This is a genomic window from Marivita sp. (genome assembly GCF_020055675.1).
Taxonomy (GTDB): Bacteria; Pseudomonadota; Alphaproteobacteria; order Rhodobacterales; family Rhodobacteraceae; genus Marivita.
Map to the genome: position 1 here is coordinate 78,300 of NZ_JAIPUS010000001.1, position 26,084 is coordinate 104,383.

Annotated in this window: 24 protein-coding genes; 3 read left to right on the forward strand and 21 right to left on the reverse strand. The window is 60.4% G+C overall.

The genetic code is table 11. The features are described 5' to 3' along the window. Positions 1-28: 28 nt before the first annotated feature. Together LCF59_RS00360 and arfB are read left to right on the forward strand one after the other, a co-directional pair. Positions 29-658, forward strand: a complete 630-nt coding sequence (locus LCF59_RS00360; RefSeq protein ID WP_292284514.1) for a queuosine precursor transporter — start codon at positions 29-31, stop codon at positions 656-658. A gap of 259 nt (positions 659-917) precedes the next feature. Next, a complete protein-coding gene (gene arfB, locus LCF59_RS00365) occupies positions 918-1,340 on the forward strand; it encodes an alternative ribosome rescue aminoacyl-tRNA hydrolase ArfB (protein ID WP_292284516.1) in 423 nt (140 codons plus the stop codon). Positions 1,341-1,388: 48 nt separating this feature from the next. Here the strand turns inward: arfB and LCF59_RS00370 are convergent, their stop codons facing one another. The 5 genes from LCF59_RS00370 to argH all read right to left on the reverse strand — a co-directional run bounded on the left by LCF59_RS00370 (position 1,389) and on the right by argH (position 7,376). Beyond that, positions 1,389-3,992, reverse strand: coding sequence for a TIGR02302 family protein (locus tag LCF59_RS00370; RefSeq protein WP_292284517.1), 2,604 nt, complete (start codon positions 3,990-3,992; stop codon positions 1,389-1,391). 36 nt (positions 3,993-4,028) lie between these two features. Further along, positions 4,029-5,294 carry a diaminopimelate decarboxylase gene (gene lysA, locus LCF59_RS00375; RefSeq protein WP_292284519.1) on the reverse strand — a complete coding sequence of 422 codons (1,266 nt, stop codon included), beginning with the start codon at positions 5,292-5,294 and terminating at the stop codon, positions 4,029-4,031. 203 nt (positions 5,295-5,497) lie between these two features. Further along, positions 5,498-5,815, reverse strand: coding sequence for a DUF2834 domain-containing protein (locus LCF59_RS00380; protein WP_292284521.1), 318 nt, complete (start codon positions 5,813-5,815; stop codon positions 5,498-5,500). Next, the gene (locus LCF59_RS00385) at positions 5,815-5,988 is read right to left on the reverse strand and encodes a hypothetical protein (RefSeq protein WP_292284522.1); all 174 of its coding nucleotides are present in this window, start codon (positions 5,986-5,988) and stop codon (positions 5,815-5,817) included. The genes LCF59_RS00380 and LCF59_RS00385 overlap by 1 nt, the downstream gene beginning before the upstream one ends. Next, entirely contained in the window at positions 5,985-7,376 is a 1,392-nt protein-coding gene (gene argH, locus LCF59_RS00390; RefSeq protein ID WP_292284525.1) for an argininosuccinate lyase, read from the reverse strand. Before argH ends, LCF59_RS00385 begins: the two co-directional genes overlap by 4 nt. Positions 7,377-7,399: 23 nt before the next feature. Here argH and LCF59_RS00395 point away from each other — a divergent pair, with 23 nt between their 5' ends. Continuing rightward, on the forward strand, positions 7,400-7,966 hold the full coding sequence (locus LCF59_RS00395) for a TlpA disulfide reductase family protein (RefSeq protein ID WP_292284527.1): 567 nt from the start codon (positions 7,400-7,402) through the stop codon (positions 7,964-7,966). Positions 7,967-8,432: 466 nt separating this feature from the next. Here LCF59_RS00395 and LCF59_RS00400 read toward each other — a convergent pair whose 3' ends face one another. The 16 genes from LCF59_RS00400 to bchF all read right to left on the reverse strand — a co-directional run bounded on the left by LCF59_RS00400 (position 8,433) and on the right by bchF (position 25,943). Next, a complete protein-coding gene (locus LCF59_RS00400; RefSeq protein ID WP_292284528.1) occupies positions 8,433-9,749 on the reverse strand; it encodes a UDP-glucose/GDP-mannose dehydrogenase family protein in 1,317 nt (438 codons plus the stop codon). Between the two features lie 139 nt (positions 9,750-9,888). Beyond that, entirely contained in the window at positions 9,889-10,347 is a 459-nt protein-coding gene (locus LCF59_RS00405; RefSeq protein ID WP_292284529.1) for a cytochrome C, read from the reverse strand. A gap of 107 nt (positions 10,348-10,454) precedes the next feature. Then, positions 10,455-11,669, reverse strand: coding sequence for a 5-aminolevulinate synthase (hemA, locus tag LCF59_RS00410; RefSeq protein WP_292284530.1), 1,215 nt, complete (start codon positions 11,667-11,669; stop codon positions 10,455-10,457). Beyond that, positions 11,659-12,480, reverse strand: coding sequence for a putative photosynthetic complex assembly protein PuhE (puhE, locus tag LCF59_RS00415; RefSeq protein WP_292284531.1), 822 nt, complete (start codon positions 12,478-12,480; stop codon positions 11,659-11,661). The genes hemA and puhE overlap by 11 nt, the downstream gene beginning before the upstream one ends. 75 nt (positions 12,481-12,555) lie before the next feature. Continuing rightward, a complete protein-coding gene (gene acsF / locus LCF59_RS00420) occupies positions 12,556-13,680 on the reverse strand; it encodes a magnesium-protoporphyrin IX monomethyl ester (oxidative) cyclase (protein WP_292284533.1) in 1,125 nt (374 codons plus the stop codon). Beyond that, positions 13,677-13,973 (reverse strand): hypothetical protein, encoded by a 297-nt coding sequence (locus LCF59_RS00425; protein WP_292284535.1) that lies wholly within the window; start codon positions 13,971-13,973, stop codon positions 13,677-13,679. The genes acsF and LCF59_RS00425 overlap by 4 nt, the downstream gene beginning before the upstream one ends. An 18-nt stretch (positions 13,974-13,991) precedes the next feature. Next, entirely contained in the window at positions 13,992-14,459 is a 468-nt protein-coding gene (gene puhC, locus LCF59_RS00430) for a photosynthetic complex assembly protein PuhC (protein WP_292284536.1), read from the reverse strand. A 12-nt stretch (positions 14,460-14,471) separates the two neighbouring features. Further along, a complete protein-coding gene (puhB, locus tag LCF59_RS00435; RefSeq protein ID WP_292284537.1) occupies positions 14,472-15,107 on the reverse strand; it encodes a photosynthetic complex putative assembly protein PuhB in 636 nt (211 codons plus the stop codon). 32 nt (positions 15,108-15,139) lie between these two features. After that, entirely contained in the window at positions 15,140-15,919 is a 780-nt protein-coding gene (gene puhA, locus LCF59_RS00440) for a photosynthetic reaction center subunit H (RefSeq protein WP_292284538.1), read from the reverse strand. Positions 15,920-15,945: 26 nt separating this feature from the next. Next, positions 15,946-17,385: an MFS transporter gene (locus tag LCF59_RS00445; protein ID WP_292284540.1), complete on the reverse strand. Its 1,440-nt coding sequence runs from the start codon at positions 17,383-17,385 to the stop codon at positions 15,946-15,948. Beyond that, a complete protein-coding gene (gene bchM, locus LCF59_RS00450; RefSeq protein ID WP_292284542.1) occupies positions 17,382-18,053 on the reverse strand; it encodes a magnesium protoporphyrin IX methyltransferase in 672 nt (223 codons plus the stop codon). Before bchM ends, LCF59_RS00445 begins: the two co-directional genes overlap by 4 nt. After that, complete coding sequence (gene bchL / locus LCF59_RS00455; RefSeq protein ID WP_292285001.1) at positions 18,054-18,872, reverse strand: ferredoxin:protochlorophyllide reductase (ATP-dependent) iron-sulfur ATP-binding protein; 819 nt, start codon at positions 18,870-18,872, stop codon at positions 18,054-18,056. It lies immediately after the preceding gene. A 175-nt stretch (positions 18,873-19,047) separates the two neighbouring features. Next, a complete protein-coding gene (locus LCF59_RS00460; RefSeq protein WP_292284543.1) occupies positions 19,048-22,617 on the reverse strand; it encodes a magnesium chelatase subunit H in 3,570 nt (1,189 codons plus the stop codon). Then, entirely contained in the window at positions 22,607-24,154 is a 1,548-nt protein-coding gene (gene bchB / locus LCF59_RS00465) for a ferredoxin:protochlorophyllide reductase (ATP-dependent) subunit B (protein WP_292284544.1), read from the reverse strand. Before bchB ends, LCF59_RS00460 begins: the two co-directional genes overlap by 11 nt. Then, positions 24,151-25,437: a ferredoxin:protochlorophyllide reductase (ATP-dependent) subunit N gene (locus LCF59_RS00470; RefSeq protein WP_292284546.1), complete on the reverse strand. Its 1,287-nt coding sequence runs from the start codon at positions 25,435-25,437 to the stop codon at positions 24,151-24,153. The genes bchB and LCF59_RS00470 overlap by 4 nt, the downstream gene beginning before the upstream one ends. Beyond that, a complete protein-coding gene (gene bchF / locus LCF59_RS00475) occupies positions 25,434-25,943 on the reverse strand; it encodes a 2-vinyl bacteriochlorophyllide hydratase (protein ID WP_292284548.1) in 510 nt (169 codons plus the stop codon). Before bchF ends, LCF59_RS00470 begins: the two co-directional genes overlap by 4 nt. Positions 25,944-26,084 lie beyond the last annotated feature (141 nt).

Consider the following 26,084-nt stretch of genomic DNA (forward strand, 5'->3'; position numbering starts at 1 on the left):
CCGCAACCTTGGCAAAACGGGAGTCTTTATGACCCGCGCACATATTCCTGGCATTATTGCCATGGCCATCATTGTTTTGGCCTCCAACATCCTCGTCCAGTTCCTGTTCGGCAATTGGCTGACCTGGGGGGCGTTCACCTATCCGTTCGCGTTCCTTGTAACCGACCTCATGAACAGGCTCTATGGCCCCGGCCCAGCGCGAAAAGTCGTTTTCGCCGGCTTCATCGTGGGCGTGATCTGTTCCCTGATCGGCACGCAGATCCAGGGTGACTTCGGCCCGCTTGTCACGCTCCGCATTGCAATGGCCTCGGGTACGGCGTTTCTTGTGGCACAGCTTCTTGACGTGGCGATCTTTGACAAGCTGCGCGATGGTCGTTGGTGGCGCGCACCGCTGGCCTCGACATTGATCGGGGCCTCGGTGGACACGGCACTTTTCTTCACCATCGCATTTTCCGGCGCGCTGACCTTTCTTGAGCCCGGAAACGACGTGTCCTGGGCCGGCGAGATGCTGCCACTTCTGGGCGCGGGGCCGATATCGCCGCTTTGGGTCTCGCTGGCCGTGGCCGATTGGATGGTCAAGATCACGCTGGCCTTGATCGCATTGGTTCCCTTCCGACTCATCGTGCTGCGATTTCGCGAAAAAGCAGCGGTGACGTAAGAAAAGTGTTGCCTCCTGCGCTCAGCGTGTCACGCTGGTGGTGCGTTTTTAACAGCTGAAAGGAGGTGATCCAGTGTCGAGAGAGGTATTGGAGAGAGGTGTCGGAACAGTTCGAGAGGCGCGCATCTAGGGCAGTCCCTGGGTGATGAACCCATCGAATTGGTGTGGAACCTAACCGGACCCCACCTCCGTAAGTCTCGAAGGGTCGCCCATGAGGCGACCCTTTTTGTATTCGGACTGCGGCGCTATCGTGCAGGGTATGATCAAGATCTCGGATAGCATCACAATCGAGGACTGGGAGCTGACAGAACAGTTCATCCGCGCCTCAGGTCCTGGCGGGCAGAACGTCAACAAGGTGTCTTCGGCCGTGGAACTTCGGTTCGAGGCGGATCGCTCGCCCAACCTGCCCGATCCGGTCAAGTCCCGCCTTCGAAAGATCGCGGGGCGGAAATGGACAAAGGATGGTGCGGTTGTCCTGCAGGTGGACGAAACGCGGTCACAAGCCCGCAACCGCGATATCGCGCAGGACAGACTGAAAGCGTTGATCGTTCAGGCGCTGTCGCCGCGCAAACGCCGTGTCGCGACAAAGCCGACGCTTGGGTCCAAGAAGCGCCGCCTGAAGGCCAAGAAGGTCCGTGGCGAGGTGAAATCGCTCCGCGGGAAAGTCGATCCTGAAACCTGACAGGGACGCTGCGCGTGGATTTGGGCAGCGCCTCCCTGTTTCGTCCGATCAGAATCGATCCAGCAAGCGTTCGAGGTATTCCAGCTCGTCTTCGGGGCGTTCACCCTCGCCCGAGCGACGCCGTATCTCATCCAGCAGCTCGCGCGCGCGGCGGTATACATCTTCGCCCTGCAACAGGTTCTCGTTCGACCCGATCTGACCATTGGATCCAGCGCTGCGGCCCAAGGGATCACGTTGCTGACCGGGATCGGCGCCTTCGGCCATACCTTGCTGCCCTTGGCCTTCTTGCTGCTGCTGCGCCATCGCCTCACCAAGGTTGCGCATGCCTTCCCGAAGGGCCTCCATTGCCTCTGACTGGTTATCGATCGCCCCCGCCAGATCGTCCTCGCGCAGCGCCTGTTCGGCCCCTTCCATCGCGTCTTCTGCACGGTCCAATGAATCACGAGCCGCGTCTCCGCCCTCGGTTCCGGCACCAGGCAGGTTCTGTGACTGCCGGTTCAATTCCTGCCGCAACGCGCGCTGGCGATCCGCAAGACTGTCCTCAAGGTTCTGCCCTTGCCCATCCTGGCCCTGACCCGGCTGCTGGCCTTGTCCTTGCTGTTGGCCTTGCCCTTGCTGCTGGCCCTGACCTTGTTGGCCCGGTTGCTGACCGGGCTGCTGGCCTTGCTGGCCCTGTTGCCCGGGATTGAACTGTTCCTGCAAGTCACGGAACGCCTGATCCGAAAGACCCTGCTGGTCGCGCAAGGTTTCGGCCAGCCCCTCCATCGCCTGTTCACCGGGCGATTGGCCCTGCTGGCCCTGCCCTTCGGTCACCTGCATGTTTTCCATCATCTGGCGCAGTTGTTCCAAGGCCTCCTCCGCCTCGGCCATGCGGCCCTCTTCCATCAACTCCTGGATTCGGTCCATCATCTGTTGAAGATCGTTCTGGCTCATCTCCATCGTGTTCTGGTTCTGGCTCATCTGCTGATCCGGGTTCTGCTCCGACTCCTGCTGCGCCTGGCGGGACAGCTGGCGCAGGTAGTCGTCTGTCGCCTCGCGCAACTCCTGCATCAACTCCGCGATCTCCTGGTCCGACGCGCCGTTGCGCATTGCCTCGGACAAACGGTCCTGCGCCCGTTGCAACCTTTCACGGGCGTCGTCCAGGTCGCCTTCTTCGAACCGGAGTGCGAGATCCCACATGGCTTGCGCAATCTCGGCCTGTTGGTCATCGGTCATTGTCACCTGGGACAACGCTTCGATCCGCCGCATGATGGTGCGTATGCGCAGGTAATCGGTACTGGACCGGAACACGTCATCCGGCCGATGCGAGACCGCACGCAACAAAAGCGCGATGTCTGCGGCATTCTCCCTGTTCCACAACAGCGACCGGCGCAGATCGATCAGGGCAGACGCCATTGGGTCAAAGAACCGCCGACCGGGAAGATTGATACTTTCAACTGGCGCTTGAGCCGTCTGGTCCGCCGCATCCGTTACGGAAAGACGGATGGTGACCGGCAAATTGGCCCATGGATGCTGTGAGAAATTGTCGATCAGTGTTTCGGTAAATTCAGCCCGGTCGCCCGCAATCGGCATGGGCAAAGGGAGTTCGATCGCCGGGCGCGGTTCAGGCTCCATCCGAAGCCCGTAGCGCCGATCCACTTCATCCACATCGAGACTGAGTCTCGCTGTGCCGCTTTCCACGCCGTAATCGTCCTGGGCCTCGAAGGGAATCTGCGCTTCCCCGTCATAGCTCACGTCGATCTCACCGTCTCGCGCCACCTCTGGCGCGCGATCCGGTGTCGCAACGATGTCCCATGCACGGCCGCCCGGACCGTCGATTTCCAACCGCCCCGATTGCCGGACAACGAATTCCTGCGCCGTGCTCGTCGATACCGCGACAAGATCCTCCGGCTCATCCTCCAAGGGCGCGGCGCCCGAGACAGTTTCTGTCGCACCCAAGGCCCCGACCTCGCCGTAAAACCGCAGAGTAACCCGGCTGCCCTCGGGCGCTTCGAGACGCGCGCTCTTGATGTCGTTGAGATATATGGCCGGAAGCCCCGTGTAATACGGCGGCTCGAGCCATCCTTCCCATGCCGGCCCAGAAGCAAGGTCCGACCCGCCCGGTCCCATTGCCGATACCGTCTGGACCCGCAGGACCGATCCGAACACAACAGCGACAAGCAGGGCAAGAACAGCAACATATCGGAGTGCAAAGGGGTCCGCGCGCGACACCCGCAAGTCAGGCTCAGCCGCCTTGGCCTCTTTCAACCGCGCCACCATCCGCGCTTGGTGCGCGGCCCATACCGCAGAGGAAGCTTCATCGCCGGCCCCGGTGGCTTGCCGGTCCATCGACGCCATAATCGGACTGCCAGGCAGCGTCGCATCAAGCCGTGCAAGCGCGCCGGTCCGGGTGGGCCATGAAAACAGCCGTCTTCCGCGGAAAAGCGCCCAAAGGCCGCCAGAAATGGCAACGACACCAACTGCCCAGACGACTTCGATGCGCAAAAGATCGTGCAGCCCGAGCATCAAGAACGCCAGACTCGCAAAAACAATCGACCAAAGCGGCCAGAACGCACGCACCGTTGTCTCTGCAGCCATGCCCAAACGGGTCAGCAACAGCGGCCAGCGCAGCGCAGTGTCGATTTCTTGGGGCAGGTCATCCCGTGCGGTCATTCCAGTCTCCCGGTTGTCTGACCGCAAGGAGACGCCCTACAGCCATGGGGGGATGGTATCTCGGTTTATGATTTCGTCAAAGTCGGGTCGGCGGCGGATGACAGCGAATTGATCGCCCTTTGCCAAAACTTCGGGCACCAAAGGGCGGGTGTTGTATTCGCTGGCCATGACAGCGCCATACGCCCCGGCCGATCGGAACGCCACAAGTTCACCCGACTCGACCGGCGGCATCATGCGCGCCCTGGCAAAGGTGTCACCCGATTCGCAGACCGGCCCGACAACATCAAATTGCTGCTGCTCGGCGCCGGCGTCAGGTTCGATCACTGGCACGATGTCGTGATACGCATCATACATCGCTGGACGGATCAGGTCGTTCATCGCCGCATCAAGGATCAGGAATTGCCGGCCCTCGCCTTGTTTCACATAGATCACCCGGCTCACCAGAAGACCCGCGTTGCCCGCGATCAAGCGCCCCGGCTCGATTTCAATCTCGCACCCCAGATGCCCCACGGTACGCTTTATCAGCGCGCCATACTCCGACGGCAGCGGCGGCGCTTCGTTGGACGGTGCATAGGGAATGCCCAGACCGCCACCCAGATCAAGCCGAGAGATGCTGTGCCCGTCCGCGCGCAATTGCTCGGTCAATTCCGCGACTTTGCGATAGGCCGTCTCGTAGGGTTCCAGATCGGTCAGCTGCGATCCGATATGCACATCGATCCCGATCACCTTGATCCCCGGCAAGGCCGCCGCCTCTGCGTACACCTCGCGCGCCTTGCCAATCGGGATGCCGAACTTGTTCTCTGCCTTGCCTGTGGCGATCTTGACATGGGTCTTGGCGTCCACGTCCGGGTTCACCCGGACCGTGATCGGCGCCACGGTGCCAAGCGACGTCGCCATCTCCGAAATTACCCGCAATTCCGGCTCGCTCTCGACGTTGAACTGCCGAATCCCGCCCTCAAGGGCCATTCGGATTTCGGCGCGGGTTTTGCCGACACCGGCAAACACGATCCGCTCGCCCGGCACGCCCGCAGCCTTGGCCCGCGCGTATTCTCCACCAGACACGACATCCATGCCAGCGCCCAGATCTGCCAGCGTTTTCAGGATCGCCTGGTTCGACGCGGCCTTCATCGCATAGCAGACCAGGTGATCCATACCCTCGAGCGCCTCGTCGAACAGCTGGAAATGCCGCGTCAGGGTCGCTGTGGAATACAGGTAAAATGGCGTGCCGACCGAGGCCGCGATCTCTGCAACCGGCACGTCCTCGGCATAAAGTGCGCCATCACGATACAAAAAATGGTCCAAGACAGCCTCCAAACCAGACCGCGCCGCAGTAGCGCAGCATCAGGGTATGTGCCACCCCCCGGCTTCTTCTCTTTAAAAATATGCCACGCCATGCCGTCGCGCTGCGCGCTCCCCCCCCCGATACACGGACCGCACCCGCCCAATGATCCCTCGCGAGGCGCAGCCGAGATATCCGGCGTGGGCGACACGCCCACGCCGCTTGGTCAGGTAATCGGTTTGGACCGCAGGAACAGGTAAAGCGGCAAACCGCAGCTGACTCCAATGCAGTAGGTGGCCGGAATGGCAATCAGCGCGTGCCAATTGCGTCGCACGAAAACCTCGGCAAGAATCCAGATCGTCAGCGAAACCGCCGCGATGGTCAGATCCCAGGTCAGGCCCGTGGTCGCATCGTTCACGTACCACGCATCGATCATCGCACCCAGGTTCCAGCCGTTTTCCTGAAACCACGACACGAAATAATACATCGGATGGACAGCACCCCAGACCGCGAGGGCAAGGTAAATCCAGCGCATGACCGACATCAGAACCTCGCTCCGACCGTTACGGGACCGGTGCTGACCGAAACACCGGTCGAGCTATGCAAACCATCCGCGCCGACCGAAACGGAACTGTTGAGCGACGGCGTGACGGGCGGTCCGTCCGCGCCGCATCCCGCCAGCGTGAACAGTCCCAGGATCACAACGAAACGCTTCATCCGATAACCTTTTTCCAACGAGCGACCTGTTCGCGCACACACTGCGGAGCCGTTCCTCCATAGCTTGTCCGGCTGGCCACCGAGTTGTGCACGCCGAGCACCTCGAACACGTCCTCGGTGATCTCCGCGTGCACCGTTTGCATGTCTTCCAGGCTCAGGTCCGGCAAATCGCATTTCTTCTCTTCTGCCAAGGCCACCAGTGACCCCGTCACGTGATGCGCGTCCCGGAAAGGTAGGTCGAGCGTCCGCACAAGCCAGTCCGCCAGGTCGGTTGCGGTCGAAAACCCGGCGGAGGCCGCAGCCTCCAGGTTTTCGCTGTTCGCCGTCATGTCCTTGACCATTCCCTCCATTGCCGCGAGTGCGAGGATCCAGTTGTCGGCCGCATCGAAGACCTGTTCCTTGTCCTCCTGCATGTCCTTGGAGTAGGCCAGAGGCAGCCCTTTCATGACCATCATAAGCGCGACTTGTGCCCCGAAGATCCGCCCGATCTTTGCGCGGATCAGCTCCGCGGCATCGGGGTTTTTCTTCTGCGGCATGATGCTCGACCCGGTCGAGAACCGGTCCGACAGCGTGACAAAGCGGAACTGCGCTGAAGACCATATCACCAGCTCTTCAGCCATCCGCGACAGGTGCATCGCGCTGATGCTCGCAGCGCCCAGGAATTCCAGCGCGAAATCCCGATCGCTCACCGCATCCAGACTATTCGCCATCGGTCGGTCAAAGCCCAGCGCCTCTGCCGTCATCTCCCGGTCGATCGGGAAGGACGTGCCTGCCAGCGCCGCCGCCCCCAGGGGCGATTCGTTCATGCGCTTGCGCGCGTCTTCGACCCGGCTCAGATCGCGGGCGAACATTTCGACATAGGCCATCGTGTGGTGGCCCCATGTGACCGGCTGTGCCGTTTGCAGATGGGTAAAGCCCGGCATGACCCAATCCGCGCCCGCCTCGGCTTGGGTGAGAAGCGCCCGAATGAGAGCCGTGAGACCCGAAGACGCTGCGTCCAACTGATCCCTGACCCAAAGGCGAAAATCCGTGGCAACCTGATCGTTACGCGACCGGCCCGTGTGCAAACGCCCGGCCGGCTCTCCGATCACCTCTTTCAGACGCGCCTCCACGTTCATGTGGATGTCTTCCAACTCGGTCGAAAACGTGAATTCGCCTGTTTCAATCTCTGACAATACGGTGAGCAAGCCTTCCCGCATCGCCTCGGCATCGCTAGGTGTAACAATGCCTTGCGCGGCCAGCATCGCGGCGTGGGCCCTCGAACCGGCGATATCCTGTGCCGCCATGCGTTTGTCGAACCCGATCGAGGCATTGATCGCCTCCATGATCGAATCGGGTCCGGCAGCAAAGCGGCCACCCCACATCTGGTTCGAGGATTTGTCGGACATGGTCTTAGCCCTTCGGAGGGAAAATGAAGAATATACTCGCCGCCATCCTCTATACGGGCCTCGTTGCGCTTGCAAACCCGGCCTTTGCCGATCTCGCCAAAGCCGAGGCGATGCGCGACGGGGATATGAAAAAGCTGACGTTCCACAGCGAGCCGAAACCCGCCGGCACAACGGAATTCATCACGTTCGACGGCGAGCCGCTGTCGCTTGGTGAATACGAGGGCAAATGGGTGCTGTTGAATTTCTGGGCCACATGGTGCGCCCCCTGTCGCAAGGAAATGCCCATGCTGTCCGAGTTGCAGGCGGAATTTGGCGGTCCGGAGTTTGACGTGGTCACTGTTGCTGCCGGTCGGAACCCGCCACCCGCGATGGAAACCTTCTTCGACGAGATCGGCGTCGACAACCTGCCGCTCCACCGCGACCCGACATCGGGGCTTGCGCGGGAAATGGGTGTGCTGGGCCTGCCGATCACCGTGATACTCAACCCGCAGGGCGATGAATTGGCCCGGATGCGCGGCGATGCGGACTGGGCCTCGGATAATGCCAAGGCCATTCTGCGCACGATCCTTGCACAGGACACCGCCGGCTGAGGCCGGCCTCAGGGCCCATCTCAGGGTACATACCCACGGCAGGCAGGAGGTTCGAACGCGCCCCCCGACGCTCACACGGCACTCAGGGCTTCACCTCTTGGATTGGTTGTAGCTGCCAATCGACGCCGAAACGCATGCCGGAATGTGACTAGGTTCGAAGCTCCTGCGCTGCAAGGGTGCGGTCGCCATGCATCTTGACCCCGCAAGACGCGGTGCCCGTGAGCAAGCAGCGAGACTGACAGTGTCGAAGACCTGACGCATGGGCGCACCTGTGATCGAGCCCCCGCCCGACTGCTTCGGGTTTGGCAGAAATGTGGCGGCACACCAATCTTTTTGCCATTTTTCCACAATATGACGGCATTTCGCGAACAATCTGCGCGATGGCCGGGGATTCTGCGGCAATCGCCGTCCAATTCTTGCCGCATTCCCGCCACAAACGCGTGGCCCCCGCGCCGCGATGACAGAATCAGGAGTACCCGTTTCGCCCAACGCTTTCATAGGCGACGAAACCCGCGTCGCGCACTGAATCGGCGTTGTAGATGTTGCGTAAATCCGCCATGGCAGCGCGCGCCATGCTGTCTGCGATCTGTGACAGGTCCAGCGCGCGGAATTCGTTCCATTCTGTCAGCAACACCAAAAGGTCAGCGTCCCTGACTGTAGCATACGGATCTTCCTGCCATTCAACGCCGGGCAGCAACGCCTCGCCTTCGTGGCGCCCCTGAGGATCGCAAACACGCACCTTGGCCCCGCCGCCGACAAGCGCGGGCACAATTGTCAGGGAGGGCGCATCGCGCATGTCATCCGTGTTGGGTTTGAACGTAACACCCAGAATAGCCACGGTCTTTCCGTTGAAGGAGCCATCGCACAGGTCAAGCAGCTTGTTGACCATGCGCCGCTTGATGTCTTCGTTCACCGCAATCACGGCTTCGGTGATGTGCATGGGACTGGCATGTTCCTGCCCAATCCGTGCCAGCGCCTTTGTGTCCTTGGGAAAACACGACCCCCCGTATCCCGGCCCGGCATGCAGGAACTTGTTCCCGATCCGGTTGTCCATACCCATGCCCTTGGACACCTGCTTCACATCCGCGCCAACCTTTTCGCACAGCGCCGCGATTTCGTTGATGAACGTGATCTTTGTCGCCAGGAATGCATTGGCAGCATATTTGATCATCTCGGCGGATTCGAGGTCGGTTGTGACAACCGGAAAATCTCGAAGATAGAGGGGGCGATATATGTCGGACATCACCGCTGCGGCCCGCTCAGTCTCTACCCCGACAATGACGCGGTCGGGTTTCATGAAATCGTCGATCGCTGCGCCTTCGCGCAGAAACTCAGGGTTCGACGAAACGTCAAAATCCAAATCCGGATTCGCCGCTGCCACCACCTCCCATACTTTTCGATTGGTCCCGACGGGCACGGTCGATTTGGTCACGATGACGACGTAATCCTTGCACGCCTTCGCGATTCCTTCGGCGGCAGCCATCACATAAGTCAGATCGGCATGGCCATCGCCCCGACGCGTCGGTGTGCCCACGGCGATGAAAACCGCCTCGGCCCCTTCAATCGCCGCCTGCAAATCACGGGTGAACTCGAGCCGGCCGGCCTCGACATTCTTTGACATCAGAACATCAAGTCCCGGTTCGAAAATGGGGACCTCGCCACGTTCCAGCATATCGATCTTGCGCTGGTCCTTGTCGACGCACACGACGTGGTGGCCGAAGTCGGAAAAACACACGCCAGACACAAGACCCACATACCCGGTCCCGATCATTGCAATCTTCATAATACTGCCCCTTCGGCTATGCTGATCTTTTGCGTGAGCGAACAGGGGCGGTCAACTCTTCAGCCTGGAGCCCTCAAAAGAAAAGAGCGCGCTGTGACAGCGCGCCCCTTCAATGTCTGGTGATTGCCGTCTTCGGCGATCAGGAGTCCGCTTCGGACTCGTCCATATTCGCCTCGGCATCCGGGCTGACTGTCAGGAGATAGGCATAGACGTCTTCCATGCCATTGCGCAGGCGATACGACATCTTGGATCGCGCGCCGCTGTCATCCAGATACTCGGCCAGAAATCCCTTTGGATCCTGAACATATGCGACAAAGGATTCTTCGTCCCAGACCAGGCCAGCTTCACCGGCCTCGACCAGGCTATCGCCATAACGAAAATCTTCGACGGACCCGGCTTGACGGCCGATGATGTTGTAGAGGTTCGGACCCGTGCGGCCGCCCCGGACAATCGTCGTGTCGTCATCAGCCACGATCATGTGGCAGGATTTACACTTGTTGAATTCTCTTTCACCGGCTTCGGCATCACCGTCGCTTTGCGCCAGCGCAGCGCCGCCGAGGGTGAGTGCCGTGGCCGCGGTTGCGAACATCAACTTCATTGCTGAACTCCTCTATCGTGTTCATCAAAACACTGTCTTGTCTCTGAAAGGCAAACCCATCAACAGACCAGTGGTTTTAGCGGAACGTAACGGCGTTTGCCTTCAAGTCAAGCGACCTGATGGGCAATGGCACATTGTTTCCAGAGGGTCGCAAGTGCTTGAACAAGATGTTCGATATCACCATCGGAATGAAACGGCCCCGGCGTAAAGCGCAGGCGCTCCGTTCCCTTGGGCACCGTCGGATAGTTGATGGGCTGCACGTAAATTCCGTAATCCTGCATCAGAATATCCGCGAGCATCCGGCATTTGACCGGGTCCTTTATCATCACCGGGATGATATGGCTGGGATTCTCCAGATGCGGAATCCCGAAATCATCCAGCCGCTTGCGCAGCCGCTCTACCTGGATTTTCTGGTTTGCACGCTCCTGGTCACTTTGCTTGAGATGCGCGACCGAGGTCCGCGCCGCCGCCGCAACCGCAGGGGGCAACGCAGTGGTGAAGATGAATCCGCTGGAAAACGACCGGATAAAATCGCACATCGGTTCGGATCCGGTGATGTAGCCACCCATCACCCCGAAGGCCTTGCCCAGCGTGCCCTCGATCAGGGTGATGCGATCGGCCAGCCCCTCGCGTTCCGACACGCCGCCACCGCGCGGACCGTACATACCAACGGCATGAACCTCGTCCAGATAAGTCATGGCGCCGTGCTTTTCGGCCACCTCCACGATTTCCTGCATCGGACAGATATCGCCGTCCATCGAGTAGACCGATTCGAAGGCTACGATCTTGGTCGCATTCGATGGCAAAGCGGCCAGCTTGCGGTCCAGGTCCTCGGGATCGTTGTGCTTCCAGATCACCTTGTTGCAGCGCGCGTGGCGGATGCCCTCGATCATCGAGGCATGGTTCAACTCGTCAGACAGGATCACCGCATCGGGCAGGCGCGATCCCAGCGTCGACAAGGCAGCCCAGTTCGACACGTAGCCAGAGGTGAACAGCAGCGCACTTTCCTTGCCATGCAAGTCGGCGAGCTCGGCTTCGAGCAGCTTGTGCTGGTGGTTGGTCCCGGAAATATTCCGCGTCCCACCTGCACCACAGCCGTTTTCGGCCACCGCATCCTGCATGGACTTGATCACCTTGGGGTGCTGGCCCATGCCAAGATAGTCGTTTGAGCACCAGACGGTGACCTCTTCGGGGCAGTCCTCATCGTGGCTTTTGGCCTTCGGAAACGCGCCACACTTGCGTTCCAACTCGGCAAAAATACGATAATTACCCTCGTCTTTCAGGGTATCGAGCTGGGCATTGAACAAGCTGTCAAAGTCCATGGGCGTCCTCCGTTCGTATCGTCTTGTCTTGTTTTTCTGGTTTGGGCGCTGGCAACATCCAGCGCCAGAGTTTTTCATCGGGCAGTGGCAGAACCATGAACCAATGCTCCAGAAGCGCAAGGGCCGTCATGGCAGCCAGCAAGGCAAATCCCACAAGCTCACCTGGTGAACCAGCGGCGTAAATCCGCTCCAGCCAGCACGCGACGGCAAAGGTCAGCGCCGTGACCGACACCGGGAACAGCCAGTTCATCTTGGCGATGCGAAAATGACTTGGCAGATGCGAAAGCGGACGCGGCAGGAATTCCGTATTGATCTTCGGAACACCCAAAAACAGGTTCAGCTTGGCCGAGACACGGGCAAAGAAAAGGATGGCAAAGGTCCAGAACCCGAACATGTTCTCTGCCCCGAACGTATACATCCAGATCCCGACCAGCGTTCCTGCCAAGAGTATCTCGTGATAGGCGATCGTGCCCCAGGCGCGGAGAAACCGCTCCCATTCCGGAATGTCCTCACGACAGACGAGCCGGTTCGGGCCGGTGATCGTCCCGGTCAGAAACGCCAGTTCGATCCAGCCCCATAGGGCCAGCGCCGCAAGAAACGCGAAATACGCGGACCGGACATCCGTACCGCCCGCGCTGGCCCAGATGCCATACGCCCCCACAAGGAAAACCGGAAACGTCGCCAGCGTCAGGATTTGCCCGCACCGCAGTCCGCGACGGTCCGCGTGTTTCACGACCATGAGGATAACCCCGGTGGAAAACCACCAGAGAAAAAGCGCCACAAGGGAAGCGATCCAAGGGTCATTCAACACGCGGGGTTTGTCCTTCTTCTGGTTGCAATTCATCAACGCTGCCTGGGGGGTTGGCCCCCCAAACGGGCACCATCCCTAGTACGACGGCACCAGACGGGTGACGGCGGGGACCTCGTGCTTTTTTACCGGGATCGTGTAAAGCGACGCAAAACACAGCGCCGCCTTGGCGCTCCCGGCCCACTCCTTCAACTTGCCGCCAATCCCGCCCTCGGCCTTGGCATCGGCGATCTCGACATTGGCACGCTGCAGGCGCTCCAGCGTCGATTGCCAGCGCGGGTGATCGATATCCAGCGTGATCGGGAAGATCTGCTTGGTCAGCTCGGACGTCTTGGTAAAGACCTCATGCGCGTACCAGTCTGGATCAACACCCAGCGCCTTGTGAAAGGCGGGGCGCTGGTGGTCGCGGACATACATCGTCGCAAAAACGGCCGTCAGGAAGAACTTGATCCAGTAGACGTTCTTGCCGGATGTCAGCTTCGGGTCGGTCTTCATCAGCAGAGCGAACGCCTCACCATGGCTGAATTCGTCGTTGCACCATTCGTGAAACCATTTGAAAATCGGGTGAAAGCGGTGTTCCGGATGCGCCTCCAGGTGACGGAAGATCGTGATATAGCGCGCATAGCCGATCTTTTCGGACAGATACGTGGCGTAGTAGATGAACTTGGGGCGGAAGTAAGTGTATTTCTTCTTCTGCGTCAGGAACCCAAGGTTCACCGCCACACCCGCTTCGCGCAGCGCATCATTGATGAACCCGGCATGACGCGCCTCGTCGCGCGCCATCAGCTGGAACAGCTGGGTGATGTCCTTGTTGTTGCCGCGCCGTTTCATCTCCTTGTAAAGCACGCAGCCGGAGAATTCGGCAGTACAGCTCGAAATCAGGAAGTCGATGAATTCCTTCTTCAACTCCGGGTCCATGTTCTCCCAATCGACATGATCCCAGTCTTCGTTCTTCTTGAAATGGCCCTTGTTGGGGTCGGCAACCATCTGGTCGATCAGCTGGTCCCATTCCTCGCGAATGCCGTCGACATTGATCGCATCAAGTTCGTCGAAATCCGTGGTGTAAAATCGCGGCGTCAGAAGTGTGTTCTGCATCGCCAGGTCGGTCGCGGCCTTGCTATCGAACTTTGCCTGCTCCTCTTGGATGGCAAAGCTCTCCTCTGCGGTGGTCGCGTCGGCGGTGTGTTTGGACTGAACGTTCATAGCGTCACCTCCTCGGAGAACGAGAACTCACACAGCTCCATCACCTCGAAATCCCCTGTCATGCGGGTCCAGATCTGTTCGAGCTTGGATGCGCGCACGATCACGGCCTCGCGGTCTTCGGTGACAATCTCTCCGAACGGGGCCATTATCTCGGGCCCTTCAACCTTTACTTCGTCACCGGGATAGATCACCGCGCCGTTGTTGAAGCGCACATGCGCGTGCAGGCTCTCGAAACAATGACTGATCTCCACCGTGCAAGGCGCCCTTTCGATATCCTTGGTCAACAAACCCATAGTCCGATTCCCTCTCGGTTATTTCAGCAGCTTGGCGAAAGCTGCCGAGTTGTCGGCGCCGAACCCCATGAGGTCGGCCCCCCATCCCGTGCTGGGATCAAAGATCTCAAAACGGTTGTTTTCACGTGCGCGGATGATCACCGGACCATCCAGATCAACACGTGCCTTGGTGCGTTCCCGTTGCAGGACGCGCCACATACCGGAGAGGAACCCACCCTCTTCCGGTGTGTATTCAGCGATCAGCGCATGATCCGCGTCATAGACCGAGGCCGCGCCGCTCATTGCGCCTTCGAGGAAAAGCGTCCGCTCTATGACAACAGGTGAGTCAGGGGCGGTGTATTGCACCGGGCCATCCATCCAGCGATAGGCGCTGACCATCGCAAGGCAAATCATCACCATGCCGAACATGGCCCGCACAAAGATGCGCGGCACCAGTTCGCGTTCGGTGGCATGGATGCGCGCCTTGTCTGCGGTTTGCATTTGCATCTCGACCCCTCCCTATTCCGCGGCGACAGCCGTGGGCGCGGCGCCTTGGCGTTCGACCTGTGGCATGGACACACGCGCTTCGGCGGCATCCGAAATCATTGCCGCGATCTTTTCAGCTTCCGGGATACAGCGCAACGCCGGTTGCGTCGGCGAGATTTTCCAGGGACGCACATGTGGCCAGCAAACAAGATAGCTGATCCGCGTGTCCCCGAGCAGGCCAAATGCGATTGTCCCGGTGCCGCCCTTGCGCAGATCGAGGTTGGCAGACCCGATCTGAGTGTAGGGCAGGTTGAGCGTTACCGTCAGCGCCGCACCGATTCGCATCGCGACACGGCGGTTGGTAACCGTGTAGACGGTGTAATGCGCCTGCGCCCAGGCAATCGCCACGAGAAGAAGACACACGATGGCACCAAGGAACAGGAACGGCACCGAGGCCCAGATGGCCTGTCCCAAGGGCATCAGGTCCACCACGGCCACGAAGCGCCAACCGGCGAGGAAAACGAAATACCCCGCGACCCAAAGCAGGTTCAGCGATTCCTTCGACAAGGCCCACCAATCCGGCTTCCCTTGCCAGAGGATCTGTTCTCCGTCTGGCGGCGTCTCTGGCAATCCCTTGACCGGCTCTACCTGAAAATCGTCATGTGGCATCGTGGTTCCCCTTATCGGTCTGGCTGGTCGAATCAGATCTGCGGCTCCAGACGGGCCTGGCTCGCATAGAGCGTTCCGCCGCCGTAATAGGCACTGATCTTGTCTTCCTCGAGCTTGGTGATCTGCTGCGCCGCCGCGAGCTTTGGCACACCGGCGAAATGTTCACCAAAGATCGACCGAACCTTTACCCGGTTGCCCCAAATGCGTGTGAAGGTGATCGGGACAAGCCGGGATCCACCACCGTATTCCGCGTCCAGCTCGATCTCGAGATACCGGACAAGCTGTTCCGGCTCGTCGACCCACATATCGGTGATCTTGCCAACGATCGCGCCATCGCCGGCAACGACAGGCAAACCGCGGGGGTCGCGCCCGGCAGAGACGCGAAAGCTTTCGCTGCCCGACATCGGGATGATCTTGGGATGACCGTGCCCGTCCAGCTCCGGCTCATCGCGGCGCGGAGCCCAGCTTGCCGGTCCGACACCGTCAGCCAGCGGATCACCTTTCGGATCGAACGGGAAGCCGCCCGAGTCGAACTCCTTGGTCAGCTTGCCATCGATATCTGTGCGTTCAGCCGTCTGGCCCGACGGCACGGTATAGTCGCCCCGCCCATGCGGCAGCTTGAACGTCTTGTCCGACGGGTTCGGGAACACGCTGCCGGCATCCGCCTGGCTGCCGTCCTCGTCCACGAGCGGATAGCCTTCACGCTGGTTCTCGCGCTGGATCCAGATCACGAGACCTACGAAAAAGATGAAAAACAACCAAAGCGAAATGCTCGCCAGGTCTAGGTTTCCAAGGATATAGTCTTCGGTCATCTTTAGTTCTCCTTGATGGGCCTTGGTCAGGTCGGGAAATCGGCAAGGCCCAGCCCTGTCGGTTTCTGGTTAAGTGTTGGTGCGCTCCGGCTTTGGCTGACGAGACGGCCCAAGACGATGAGCGTCGCGAACAAAAGCGCGATTTCGAGATGGTAAACAACGGAATACCCGGTGGTGGGCGTCTGCAAGGCTTCACCCCACGCACCGGACATGGCGATCATATTGACGCTGTCGCGTGTTGCGCCGCCGATCAGCGTGGACAGACCCGCCGCGGTGGCTTGTGCCGCACCCCACGCGCCCAGCGCAAGGCCGCGACCGGCAAGCCCTTCGGCAGGTAATGTCATCGCGGCAGTCAGCGTCGATATGGCGAAATAGCCGCCGCCGAACCCGATCATACCCGCCCCCGCGAAGAAAAGCGCGGTGCTGTTCATCGGCGCTGCAAAGATCACGATGCAGAACGCTGCGATCCCGGCCAGAAGACCAACGGACGCCATGCGATAGGTGTTGCCGCCGTTGGCCAAGACGCGCGCGGCAATAGCAAATCCGATCAGAGCGCCGGCGGCCCAAGTCGCGGTCAACAGCGTCGTGACCGACACGCTGAGCCCGAGGATCTCGCCCCCGTAAGGCTCCAGCAGTATATCCTGCATGTTGAACGCCATCGTGCCGAGAAACACGACGGCAAGCAGCCGACCCGCGGTCCCGCCCTTGGTCAGGTCCGCCCAGGCGTCCTTGAACGACGGTTGCGAGGCATCGTGATCCTTGTTGGATTGCGGCTTCACCTGTTCTTGCTTCCACAACGCGACGGTGTTCAGAACGATGGTGACAACCGCCGTGCCCTGCACCACCTGGATAAGAAGCAGCGGCGTGAAATCGCGCAGGAGCCAGCCAATCACGATTGCCGACAGCCCGATACCAATCAGGAACATCACGTAAAGCAGCGCCACGACACGAGGGCGCGTTTCGTCAGTAGCACGATCGGCAGCCAGCGCCAGACCCGCTGTCTGGGTCATGTGCATGCCGAGACCGGTCATGATGAATGCGAGGGCGGCCAGAACCTCTCCGGCGAACGGAACCTCATGCGTGACATCACCTCCCAGCACCAGAAGGCAAGCGGGCATGATGGCCAAACCACCGAACTGCCACAGCGTACCGAACCAGAGATAGGGGATGCGCTTCCATCCGATCGCAGAGCGGTAATTGTCGGATTTGAAGCCAAGGAACGCGCGGAACGGCGCGATGAGAACCGGCAGTGCGACCATGATCGCGACCAGCGTGGCCGGCACGCTGAGTTCAACGATCATCACGCGGTTCAGCGTGCCCAGAAGCATGACGCCCGCCATGCCCACCGACACCTGGAACAGCGCCAGTCGAAGCAATTGGCCCAAAGGCAAGTCATCCGATGCGGCATCCGAGAACGGAAGCAGCCGCGTGCCGAGAGACTTGACCTGAGAGCGCGTCACGATCATGGACGGAACTCCAGTGCCTGGCTGATGTAGAAGCCCGAATTCACACGTCCCAAATCGGTCAGTCGCCCTATATCAGAAACCGTTTTTGACAAGCGCGACGGCCCATGCGGGATCATCGTGGGCGATCGGTCCGACTTCGGAAACGCTTTGCCCGCGTACCACATGCCCATGAGCATCGGTGTCCGGGGGGCAACGGTGAAAACCACCGAACCATCGGTGCGCCCGGAAAAGTTTTCCAGCGCGCGGCGGATGTCGGACTCGGTGTAGTAGATCAGGCTGTCCATTGCGATCACGTGGTCGAACGCGCCGAGGTCTGCTGACAACATGTCGCCACTGGCAAAGGTAACGCGCGAATGCAGCGCGCTCGGCAAACGGTCTTCCGCAATCTGCACAAGCGATGGCGAAATATCGACAGCCACCACATCCGCGCCACGCTGGGCCAGTTCTTGCGTCATCTGACCCGCGCCGCAGCCTGCATCGAGAATGCGCGCGCCCCTCAAATCTGTCGGCAGAGCCGACAACAGAGTGTCCCGCATCCTGTCCCGGCCCTTGCGCACGGTTTCACGAATACGGCTCACCGGCGCGTCAGAGGTCAGCCGCTCCCAAACCTTGGTGGCGGTGCGGTCGAAATAATGTTCGACCCGGTCGCGGGTGAGTTCGTAGGTCACTTAATCAAACCCTAGGAGTTCAAAGATATCACGGTCTTCCAGCGGCTTCGGCGTCATAGCCTCGGTTCCGTTGAACATTGCCTCGGCCAAGCGGACATATTCCTTCCGCGCCATGACGATGTCTTCTTCGTCCGGCATCTCGAACAGTGTCTTTTTCTTGAGCCGGGACCGGCGGATGGCGTCGTAATCGGGCATATGCGCGATCCGCTTGAACCCAACCTCATCACAGAAGCGATCAACCTCGTCGGTGTCCTTGGACCGGTTCGCAACACATCCGGCCAGACGCACCTTGTAGTTGGCCGACTTGGCCTGAACGGCGGCGATGATGCGATTCATTGCATAGATGCTGTCGAAATCATTGGCGGTCACGATCACTGCGCGATCTGCGTGTTGCAATGGCGCGGCAAACCCGCCGCAGACCACGTCGCCCAGCACGTCGAACAGAACGACATCGGTATCTTCGAGCAGATGATGCTGCTTGAGCAGTTTCACCGTCTGACCAACCACGTAGCCGCCGCAGCCGGTCCCGGCGGGGGGGCCGCCGGCTTCGATACATTTCACGCCATTGAACCCTTCGGCCACGAAATCCTCGGGGCGCAGTTCCTCGGCGTGGAAATCGACATCCTTGAGAATATCGATGACCGTCGGTTGAAGCTGCCCTGTCAGGGTGAATGTACTGTCATGCTTCGGGTCGCAGCCGATCTGCAACACGCGCTTGCCCAGCTTGGAAAACGCGGCGGACAGGTTGGACGAGGTGGTCGATTTCCCGATACCGCCTTTGCCGTATACAGCGAATACCTTGGCTCCCTCGATTTTCATCGAATTGTCCTGATGCACCTGCACCGAGCCTTCGCCGTCCTGTCCTTTCAGAACGGGCGGCGCGCCGAGGCCTCGTTTTTCCAGTCCAGCTGCTTCACGCAAAGATGCGCGGGCGGCGGGTGGGCTTTTTGCGTCCAGTGGGCTCATGTCAGGCTCCAATCCATGTGTTGCGCGCTCATTCGGCTGCGATCCCCTCAAGGCGATCTTCGAGCGTGTCCGCCGCGTCTTGCAACGCGGCCAGAGTGTCTTCGTCGGGCTGCCAGTAGTTACGATCGTGTGCTTCCAGGAGGCGGTTTGCCATACGGCTGGACGCGGTCGGGTTCAGGTCTGCAAGGCGGGCGCGCATGTCGTCATCGAGGACGAAGGTTTCGCTCAGGCGCTGGTAGACCCACGGTTCAACTTTGCCGGTCGTCGCGGACCATCCCATCGTGTTGGTCACTTGGGCTTCGATCTGGCGCACACCTTCGGCACCATGCTTGAGCATGCCTTCGAACCACTTGGGGTTCAGGCTGCGCGACCGGGTTTCAAGCGCGACCTGGTCCTGCAAGCTGCGGATCTTGCCGTTACCGCGCGTGGTGTCGGAGATGTAGATCGCCGCCTCTTGGCCACCGCGGGCGCGTTTCACCGCGCGCGAGATCCCGCCCAGCGTATCAAAGTAGTGATCGACCGTTGTGACACCCAACTCGACAGATTCGAGGTTCTGATAGGCAATGTCGACGGTCTTGAGCGTCTCTTGCAGCAGTTCGTGGTTCGCGGACGCCTTGCCATTCACGCCATAGGCAAAGGACTTGCGCGTCTCGTAGGCATCGGCGAGTTCGTCTTCGTCCCCGAAAGCAGAGCTATCGACCAACGCATTGACGTTCGACCCATACGCCCCCTCGGCGTTGGAGAAGACACGCAGTGCAGCGGTTTCGAGATCGACGCCGTTTTCCTGCGCATAGACCCAGGCATGGGCGCGGATGTAGTTGAGCTCCAACGGCTCATCCGCCTCGGCGGCTTTCTTCGCCGCTTCGGCCAGCATGCGGGTCTGCAGCGGCAGGAGATCGCGGAAAATGCCCGAGAGCGTCATCACAACATCCACACGCGGACGGCCCAATTGCTCGAGCGGGATCAGATCCGCGCCGGAAATCCGGCCGAAGCTGTCAAAGCGTGGTTTCGCGCCGATCAGGGCCAAAGCCTGCGCCAGCGGCGCACCGTCTGATTTGATGTTGTCGGATCCCCACAGGACCAACGCAACGGTGCGCGGCAGTGTGTCATGCGTGGCCAGCAGCAGGTCGGCCTGTTTCGCACCATCGCGGCAGGCGTATTCGGTCGGCATCCGGAACGGATCGAACGCGTGGATATTCCGTCCTGTCGGCAAAACGTCGGTCGAGCGGATCAAGTCACCACCCGGCACCGGCGCGGTGTAGCGGCCTTGCAACGCCCGCATCAGCCCGTCCAACTCAGTCTCTTGCTGCAAGAGCGCATCGACCTTGGCGCGGGTTTCGTCATCCGCGTCCTCGATGAGGTTGAGGTAGTCGGCGCGTGCATCATCGCTGAACGTCTTGCCGACGATATGCAAGCCATCGGGGATCAGCGCATCTTCGGTCTCAAGCAGCTTGAGCCAGAGCGCGTCGGGCGGGTGTCCACCCATGTCCACAGCCTCGGCCTGTTCTGCGATAAGCGTCTCCAACTCGGCGCGTTTGTCGCTTTGCGGATCAAGGGTCCGCCAGCGCGTGAGGCTGTCTTTCAGCTCTTGCAGACCCTTGTAGAGACCCGATTGCGCGAGCGGCGGCGTCAAATGCGTGACCGTCACTGCACCGGAGCGGCGCTTGGCCAGCGTCGCTTCGGACGGGTTGTTGGACGCATAGAGATAGACGTTCGGCATCTCGCCAATAAGGCGGTCCGGCCAATCTCGGGCGCCCAGACCAGCCTGTTTGCCCGGCATGAATTCGAGCGCGCCGTGCATGCCGAAATGCAACACAACATCGGCTTTGAACATGTTGCGCATCCAAAGGTAGAAGGTCGAGAACGCGTGGGTCGGCGCAAAGCCTTTCTCGAACAAGAGCCGCATCGGGTCGCCTTCGTAGCCAAAGGTGGGCTGCACGCCGACAAAGACCTTGCCGAACTGCGCACCGAGCACGAAGACACCGCGGCCGTCGGATTGAATTTTGCCGGGGGCCGGCCCCCAAACCGCCTCGATTGCCTTTAGAGGCGGTGTGTTGCGCACGATTTCGTCGGCGCTCACATGGGCCGCGACATTGGCCTCTTGGCCGTATTGCTTGGCATTACCCTCAAGAACGGCGGTGCGGAGGGCATCGACGGTCTCGGGTGGCTCGAGGTCGTACCCGTCCGCCTTCATCTGGTGCAATGTGTTGAACAGCGATTCAAAGACGTTCAGGTACGCTGCCGTACCGACCGCACCCGCATTGGGCGGGAAGCCGAACAGGACGATCCCGACTTTCTTGTCCGCGTTTTCCGTCCGCCGCAGGGTCGCTTGCCGGAGGGTTTTTTCAGCCAGGCTATCGATCCGCTCCCGGCACGGGGACATCGCCTTGGTTTGCGTGTCACACGGGCATTGGTGCTGGCATCCGTTGCACCCTTCAGGTCCATGGCGACCGCCAAACACGGTCGGGCAGGTCGCGCCATCCAGCTCCGGCAACGCGATGAGCATGGTGGTTTCGATCGGTCCAAGACCCTGATCGCCATTGGCCCACTGGCCCAGGGTCTGAAATTCAAGCGGATGGGCGGCAATGTAAGGCACATCTAGGTCTTGCAAGACACGAACGGCCGCATCGCTGTCGTTATAGGCAGGACCCCCAACAAGGCTGAAACCGGTCAGGGAGACCATGGCATCAATGGTCGTACCATCGTTTTCACGAAAGAACGCGTCGATCGCGGGACGACCATCAAGACCGCCGGCAAACGCGGGACGGACCGCCAGACCCTTGGCCTCGAAAGCACGGATTACGGCATCGTAATGCGCCGTGTCATTAGCAAGGACATAGGATCGCATCATCAACAGGCCTACGGTGGCCTTTGCTTCTTGCGGGCGCGGCATATCCGAGATGTCGGTCGTGATGCGCCGGGGCAGGTCAGGATGATACAAAGCTACATCCGGGTACTCTATGGGCGCTTGCGCCTCGGCCCCCAGCCATTCCTCGCGGCCCTTGGCGTACTTGCCCAAGAGGTAACGCACCATCTGTTCGATGTTGTCATCGGACCCGCCCAACCAGTACTGCATGACAAGGAACCACGACCGCAGGTCCTGGGCCTTGCCCGGCACCATCTTGAGCAACTTGGGCAGACGGCGCAGTTGCTGCATCCGCTTTTCGCCCTTCTCGACCTCGGAGTCGTCGGACTTCGGCTTGAGCGACTTGAGAATCTTCATCAAGCCCGACGCGGGCTTCGACATGTCGAGCTTGCCCAGCTTGGTCAGCTTGATGATCTCGGCATCGGCGATAACCCCGATCATTCCGTCAACCCGATCGCGGGCGGCGCGCAGGTCGTCCATAACCGGCTGGATATGCTCTTCAAGGAACAGCAGGTTTGCCACGATCATGTCCGCATCGGCAATCGCCTGTTTCGCCTCGACAAGCGATTCGGGTGTTTCGGCCCATTCAGCAGCGGCGTGGACCGTCACCTTGAGACCCGGAAAATCCTTGGCCAGGTTCAGCGAGGCCCGCGCGACCGGACCGGCCGCATGGCTGTCCAGGGTGATGATGGCGATGTTATACGCCCGGGTTTCATCGAAATTATCGCGCATAATGTGCCTTCGCTTCGTAAAGCGTATCGACGCTTATTTCAGAGACACCCCGTTCGGATGCAAAGGTTTCGGTGTTGCGCTTGGCCTTGCCGCGCACGAAAAACGGGATTTTCTTGAGCTCCTTTTCCGCAGCGGGCAGCCAGACGATCTCGATCGGTCCAGTCCCGGTCTGCACAGTGTCCGGCGCAGGGGTTTCTGTTTTGGACCGATCGTCCTGGCGCAGCTTGGCCTTGTGGCCGTGATGGCTGGCACCGGCATCGTCGTGGAATTCGAAATCCTCGCGGAACATGGTCAAAAGATGCTCTTCCAGGCCCATGACCAGCGGATGCACCCATGTGTCGAAGATCACGTTCGCGCCTTCGATACCCATCTGCGGGCTGTAGCGGGCCGGGAAATCCTGGACATGCACGGGCGCGGAAATCACCGCGCAGGGAATGCCCAGACGCTTGCCGATATGCCGCTCCATCTGGGTGCCGAGGATCATCTCGGGGGCCAGTTCCTCGATCCGGCGTTCGACCTCCAGGTAATCGTCGGTAATCAGTGCCTCGACGCCGTATTCCTTGGCGACTCCGCGCAGCATACGCGCCTGTTCGCGGTTGTAGCAGCCCAGACCGACCACCTCGAACCCCATCTCGTCGCGGGCGATACGGGCGCAGGCAGCAACATGCGTGCCATCGCCAAACAGGAAGACGCGCTTGCCGGTCAGGTAGGTGCTGTCGACGCTGGCCGAATACCAGGGAAGCCGCAGGCGGCTGTCGTCCAGAACGGGCGCTATCCCGGCGATCTCGGCCACTTCGTTGACGAAATCACGCGTTGCCCCGACACCTATGGGAACGGTTTTCGTATAGGGCTGGTCAAACTCGCGCTCCATGTAGCGCGCGGCGGTCTCTGCAGTTTCGGGATACATCAGAACGTTGAAATGCGCCTGCCCCATTTTCGCGATATCAGACGGAGACGCGGGCATCGGAGCCACGACATTCACCTCGATCCCCATCTCCATCAGAAGACCGCTGACCTCGACGATGTCATCGCGATGCCGGAATCCAAGCCCGGTGGGGCCGATCAGGTTCGCGGTCACACGCGCGGTCTTTTCCATCGGCTTGGCCAAAGCCCGCACGATCTGGAAAAAGGTCTCGTCCGCACCGAAGTTTTCCTTGCGCTGATAACTGGGCAGCTCCAGCGGAATCGCCGGAACAGGCAGGCCCAGCGTTTCGGCAAGACCTGCGGGGTCATCCTGGATCAACTCTGCCGTGCAGGACGCGCCAACGATCATCGCTTCCGGCTTGAACCGCTCGTAGGCGGCCATCGCAGCGTCCTTGAACAAATACGCGGTGTCTGCGCCCAGGTCGCGGGCCTGGAACGTGGTGTAGGTCACCGGCGGGCGATGATTGCGCCGCTCGATCATGGTAAACAACAGGTCCGCGTAGGTGTCACCTTGTGGCGCGTGCAGCACGTAGTGCAAATCCGTCATTCCAGTCGCGACACGCATCGCGCCGACATGCGGCGGGCCTTCGTATGTCCAGACTGTGAGCTTCATTCCGCTGCCTCCAGCTTCAGGAGGTCGCGGCGGCGCACGGGCCGCGAGAACAGCCCGGCCAGATCGCCCGCCTGTTCGTAGAAATGCACGGGAGTGAAGACCAGTTCGATGGCCCATTTGGTCGTCATGCCTTCTGCCTCGAGCGGGTTGGCAAGGCCCAGGCCACAGACTGTCAGGTCCGGGCGCGCGGCGCGGCAGCGGTCCAGTTGCTTGTCGACGTCCTGTCCTTCCGCGATGGTCGGGCCCTCTGCCAAGAGGTTCAGGTCCGGCGACATAACGGCTTTGTGGATGAACGGTGCGCCGACTTCGATCGCGTCCATGCCGCATTCACGGGTCAGGAAACGCGCGAGCGGAATTTCCAATTGGCTGTCGGGGAAGAAGAATACCGATTTGTCGCGCAGCGCCTCGGACGCTTGTGCAACCGCCTTCCGCGCGCGGGCGCGAGGCGCCTCGGTGACGTCGGCGAATGTTGTATCCGACACGCCAAACTGGTCAGCGACCGCACGCAACCATTGTGTAGTGCCCTCTTCGCCAAGCGGGAATGGGGCGGCAATATGATTGGCGCCGCGCCGTTGCAGCGCTTCGTGGGTGTCGCTCAGGAAGGGTTGGGTCAGGGCATACTGGGTGTTTGGCCCGATGCCATACTCGTCACTGACGCGCGACGCTGGCAATATGCGAATCGGCCCGATGCCCATCGCCTCCAACAAGCCGACGGCCTGCTCCTCTACCACGTCGGGCAGCGCGCCAACCAAAAGAAGTTCGCGCGCATCTGTCTGTGGAAGCACCGGCACCATCGCGGCGAGACAGGCATCCTCCCCCTGGGTGAATGTCGTTTCGATCCCGGAGCCGGAATAGCTGAGCACGCGGACGTTCGGCGCAAATTGCGCGCTCATCCGTTCGGCAGCGGTCGCGAGATCCAGCTTGATGACTTCGGACGGGCAGGACCCGACAAGGAAGAGCTGCTTGATATCCGGGCGGCGGGTGAGCAGTTCGCTGACCACGCGATCCAGCTCCTGCTGCGCGTCGGCCATGCCCGCCAGATCGGTTTCCTCAAGGATCGCGGTCGCAAAACGTGGTTCGGCGAAGATCATGACGCCGGCTGCCGATTGCAGAAGATGGGCACAGGTGCGGCTGCCCACGACAAGAAAGAATGCATCCTGCATCTTGCGATGCAGCCAGATGATCCCGGTCAGTCCGCAGAACACCTCGTGCTGTCCGCGCTCCTTCAGGACAGGTGTCTTGGAGCACCCATGCGCGGGCGGCGGAGCGAACCGTTCGGTCATGCCGGCACCTCATCGACCATCGAAGACGTCGCTGATTGCAGCCGCGCGGCGCGCAGCTTCCAGATGAACTGCCCGGCGTTCACGACATAGGCAGCATAAGCCGCAAGAGCGAGCCACATTTCCTGCACCGGGGTCAGCGCACCGGTCCAAAGCGTCCAGACATAGGCAAGATGAAGTGCGATCACGAGAAAAGAGAACACGTCCTCCCAGAAGAACGCGGGCGCAAACAGGTATTGTCCGAACACAACCTTTTCCCAGATCGCGCCTGTCACCATGATGGCAAGCAAGAACAGGGTCTTGATCAGGATCGACAGCGTCGCCGCGTCATATCCAACCCCGGTCCAGAGATACCGCAGCACAAGACCCAGCGAGACGAGAAACACAAGAAACTGCAACGGCGCCAGCACGCCTTGAATGAACGTCCAGATACTGGTGTCCCGGCGCGCGCGCTGTTCCTCTGTATAAAGAAACACGGGCGTCTTGGGGGCGTGCTGCGTCTTTGCCATGTCCACGATTCCGTTGGTTGCTGGTAAAAAAATAGACGCTGCCCGGGCGAAGTGTCAACTAAAACTTACACTTTCAAACTGACAATTGGCACGCACCGGCAAAGCTCCATGATTCTCGTGAATCCTCGGGAAATGCCTGTT

Bases quoted from the DNA above. Each gene is read 5' to 3' on its own strand.
- LCF59_RS00425 (WP_292284535.1), bottom strand. From the start codon at position 13,973: ATGGGTTTGTTGACCAAGGATATCGAAAGGGCGCCTTGCACGGTGGAG.
- LCF59_RS00460 (WP_292284543.1), bottom strand. From the start codon at position 22,617: ATGCGCGATAATTTCGATGAAACCCGGGCGTATAACATCGCCATCATC.
- puhB (WP_292284537.1), bottom strand. From the start codon at position 15,107: ATGCCACATGACGATTTTCAGGTAGAGCCGGTCAAGGGATTGCCAGAG.
- bchF (WP_292284548.1), bottom strand. From the start codon at position 25,943: ATGGCAAAGACGCAGCACGCCCCCAAGACGCCCGTGTTTCTTTATACA.
- puhA (WP_292284538.1), bottom strand. From the start codon at position 15,919: ATGACCGAAGACTATATCCTTGGAAACCTAGACCTGGCGAGCATTTCG.
- LCF59_RS00405 (WP_292284529.1), bottom strand. From the start codon at position 10,347: ATGAAGTTGATGTTCGCAACCGCGGCCACGGCACTCACCCTCGGCGGC.
- acsF (WP_292284533.1), bottom strand. From the start codon at position 13,680: ATGAACGTTCAGTCCAAACACACCGCCGACGCGACCACCGCAGAGGAG.
- bchB (WP_292284544.1), bottom strand. From the start codon at position 24,154: ATGAAGCTCACAGTCTGGACATACGAAGGCCCGCCGCATGTCGGCGCG.
- LCF59_RS00380 (WP_292284521.1), bottom strand. From the start codon at position 5,815: ATGTCGGTCATGCGCTGGATTTACCTTGCCCTCGCGGTCTGGGGTGCT.
- bchL (WP_292285001.1), bottom strand. From the start codon at position 18,872: ATGAAAATCGAGGGAGCCAAGGTATTCGCTGTATACGGCAAAGGCGGT.
- arfB (WP_292284516.1), top strand. From the start codon at position 918: ATGATCAAGATCTCGGATAGCATCACAATCGAGGACTGGGAGCTGACA.
- LCF59_RS00470 (WP_292284546.1), bottom strand. From the start codon at position 25,437: ATGACCGAACGGTTCGCTCCGCCGCCCGCGCATGGGTGCTCCAAGACA.
- LCF59_RS00360 (WP_292284514.1), top strand. From the start codon at position 29: ATGACCCGCGCACATATTCCTGGCATTATTGCCATGGCCATCATTGTT.
- LCF59_RS00385 (WP_292284522.1), bottom strand. From the start codon at position 5,988: ATGAAGCGTTTCGTTGTGATCCTGGGACTGTTCACGCTGGCGGGATGC.
- puhC (WP_292284536.1), bottom strand. From the start codon at position 14,459: ATGCAAATGCAAACCGCAGACAAGGCGCGCATCCATGCCACCGAACGC.
- LCF59_RS00400 (WP_292284528.1), bottom strand. From the start codon at position 9,749: ATGAAGATTGCAATGATCGGGACCGGGTATGTGGGTCTTGTGTCTGGC.
- argH (WP_292284525.1), bottom strand. From the start codon at position 7,376: ATGTCCGACAAATCCTCGAACCAGATGTGGGGTGGCCGCTTTGCTGCC.
- LCF59_RS00445 (WP_292284540.1), bottom strand. From the start codon at position 17,385: ATGATCGTGACGCGCTCTCAGGTCAAGTCTCTCGGCACGCGGCTGCTT.
- LCF59_RS00370 (WP_292284517.1), bottom strand. From the start codon at position 3,992: ATGACCGCACGGGATGACCTGCCCCAAGAAATCGACACTGCGCTGCGC.
- hemA (WP_292284530.1), bottom strand. From the start codon at position 11,669: ATGGACTTTGACAGCTTGTTCAATGCCCAGCTCGATACCCTGAAAGAC.
- LCF59_RS00395 (WP_292284527.1), top strand. From the start codon at position 7,400: ATGAAGAATATACTCGCCGCCATCCTCTATACGGGCCTCGTTGCGCTT.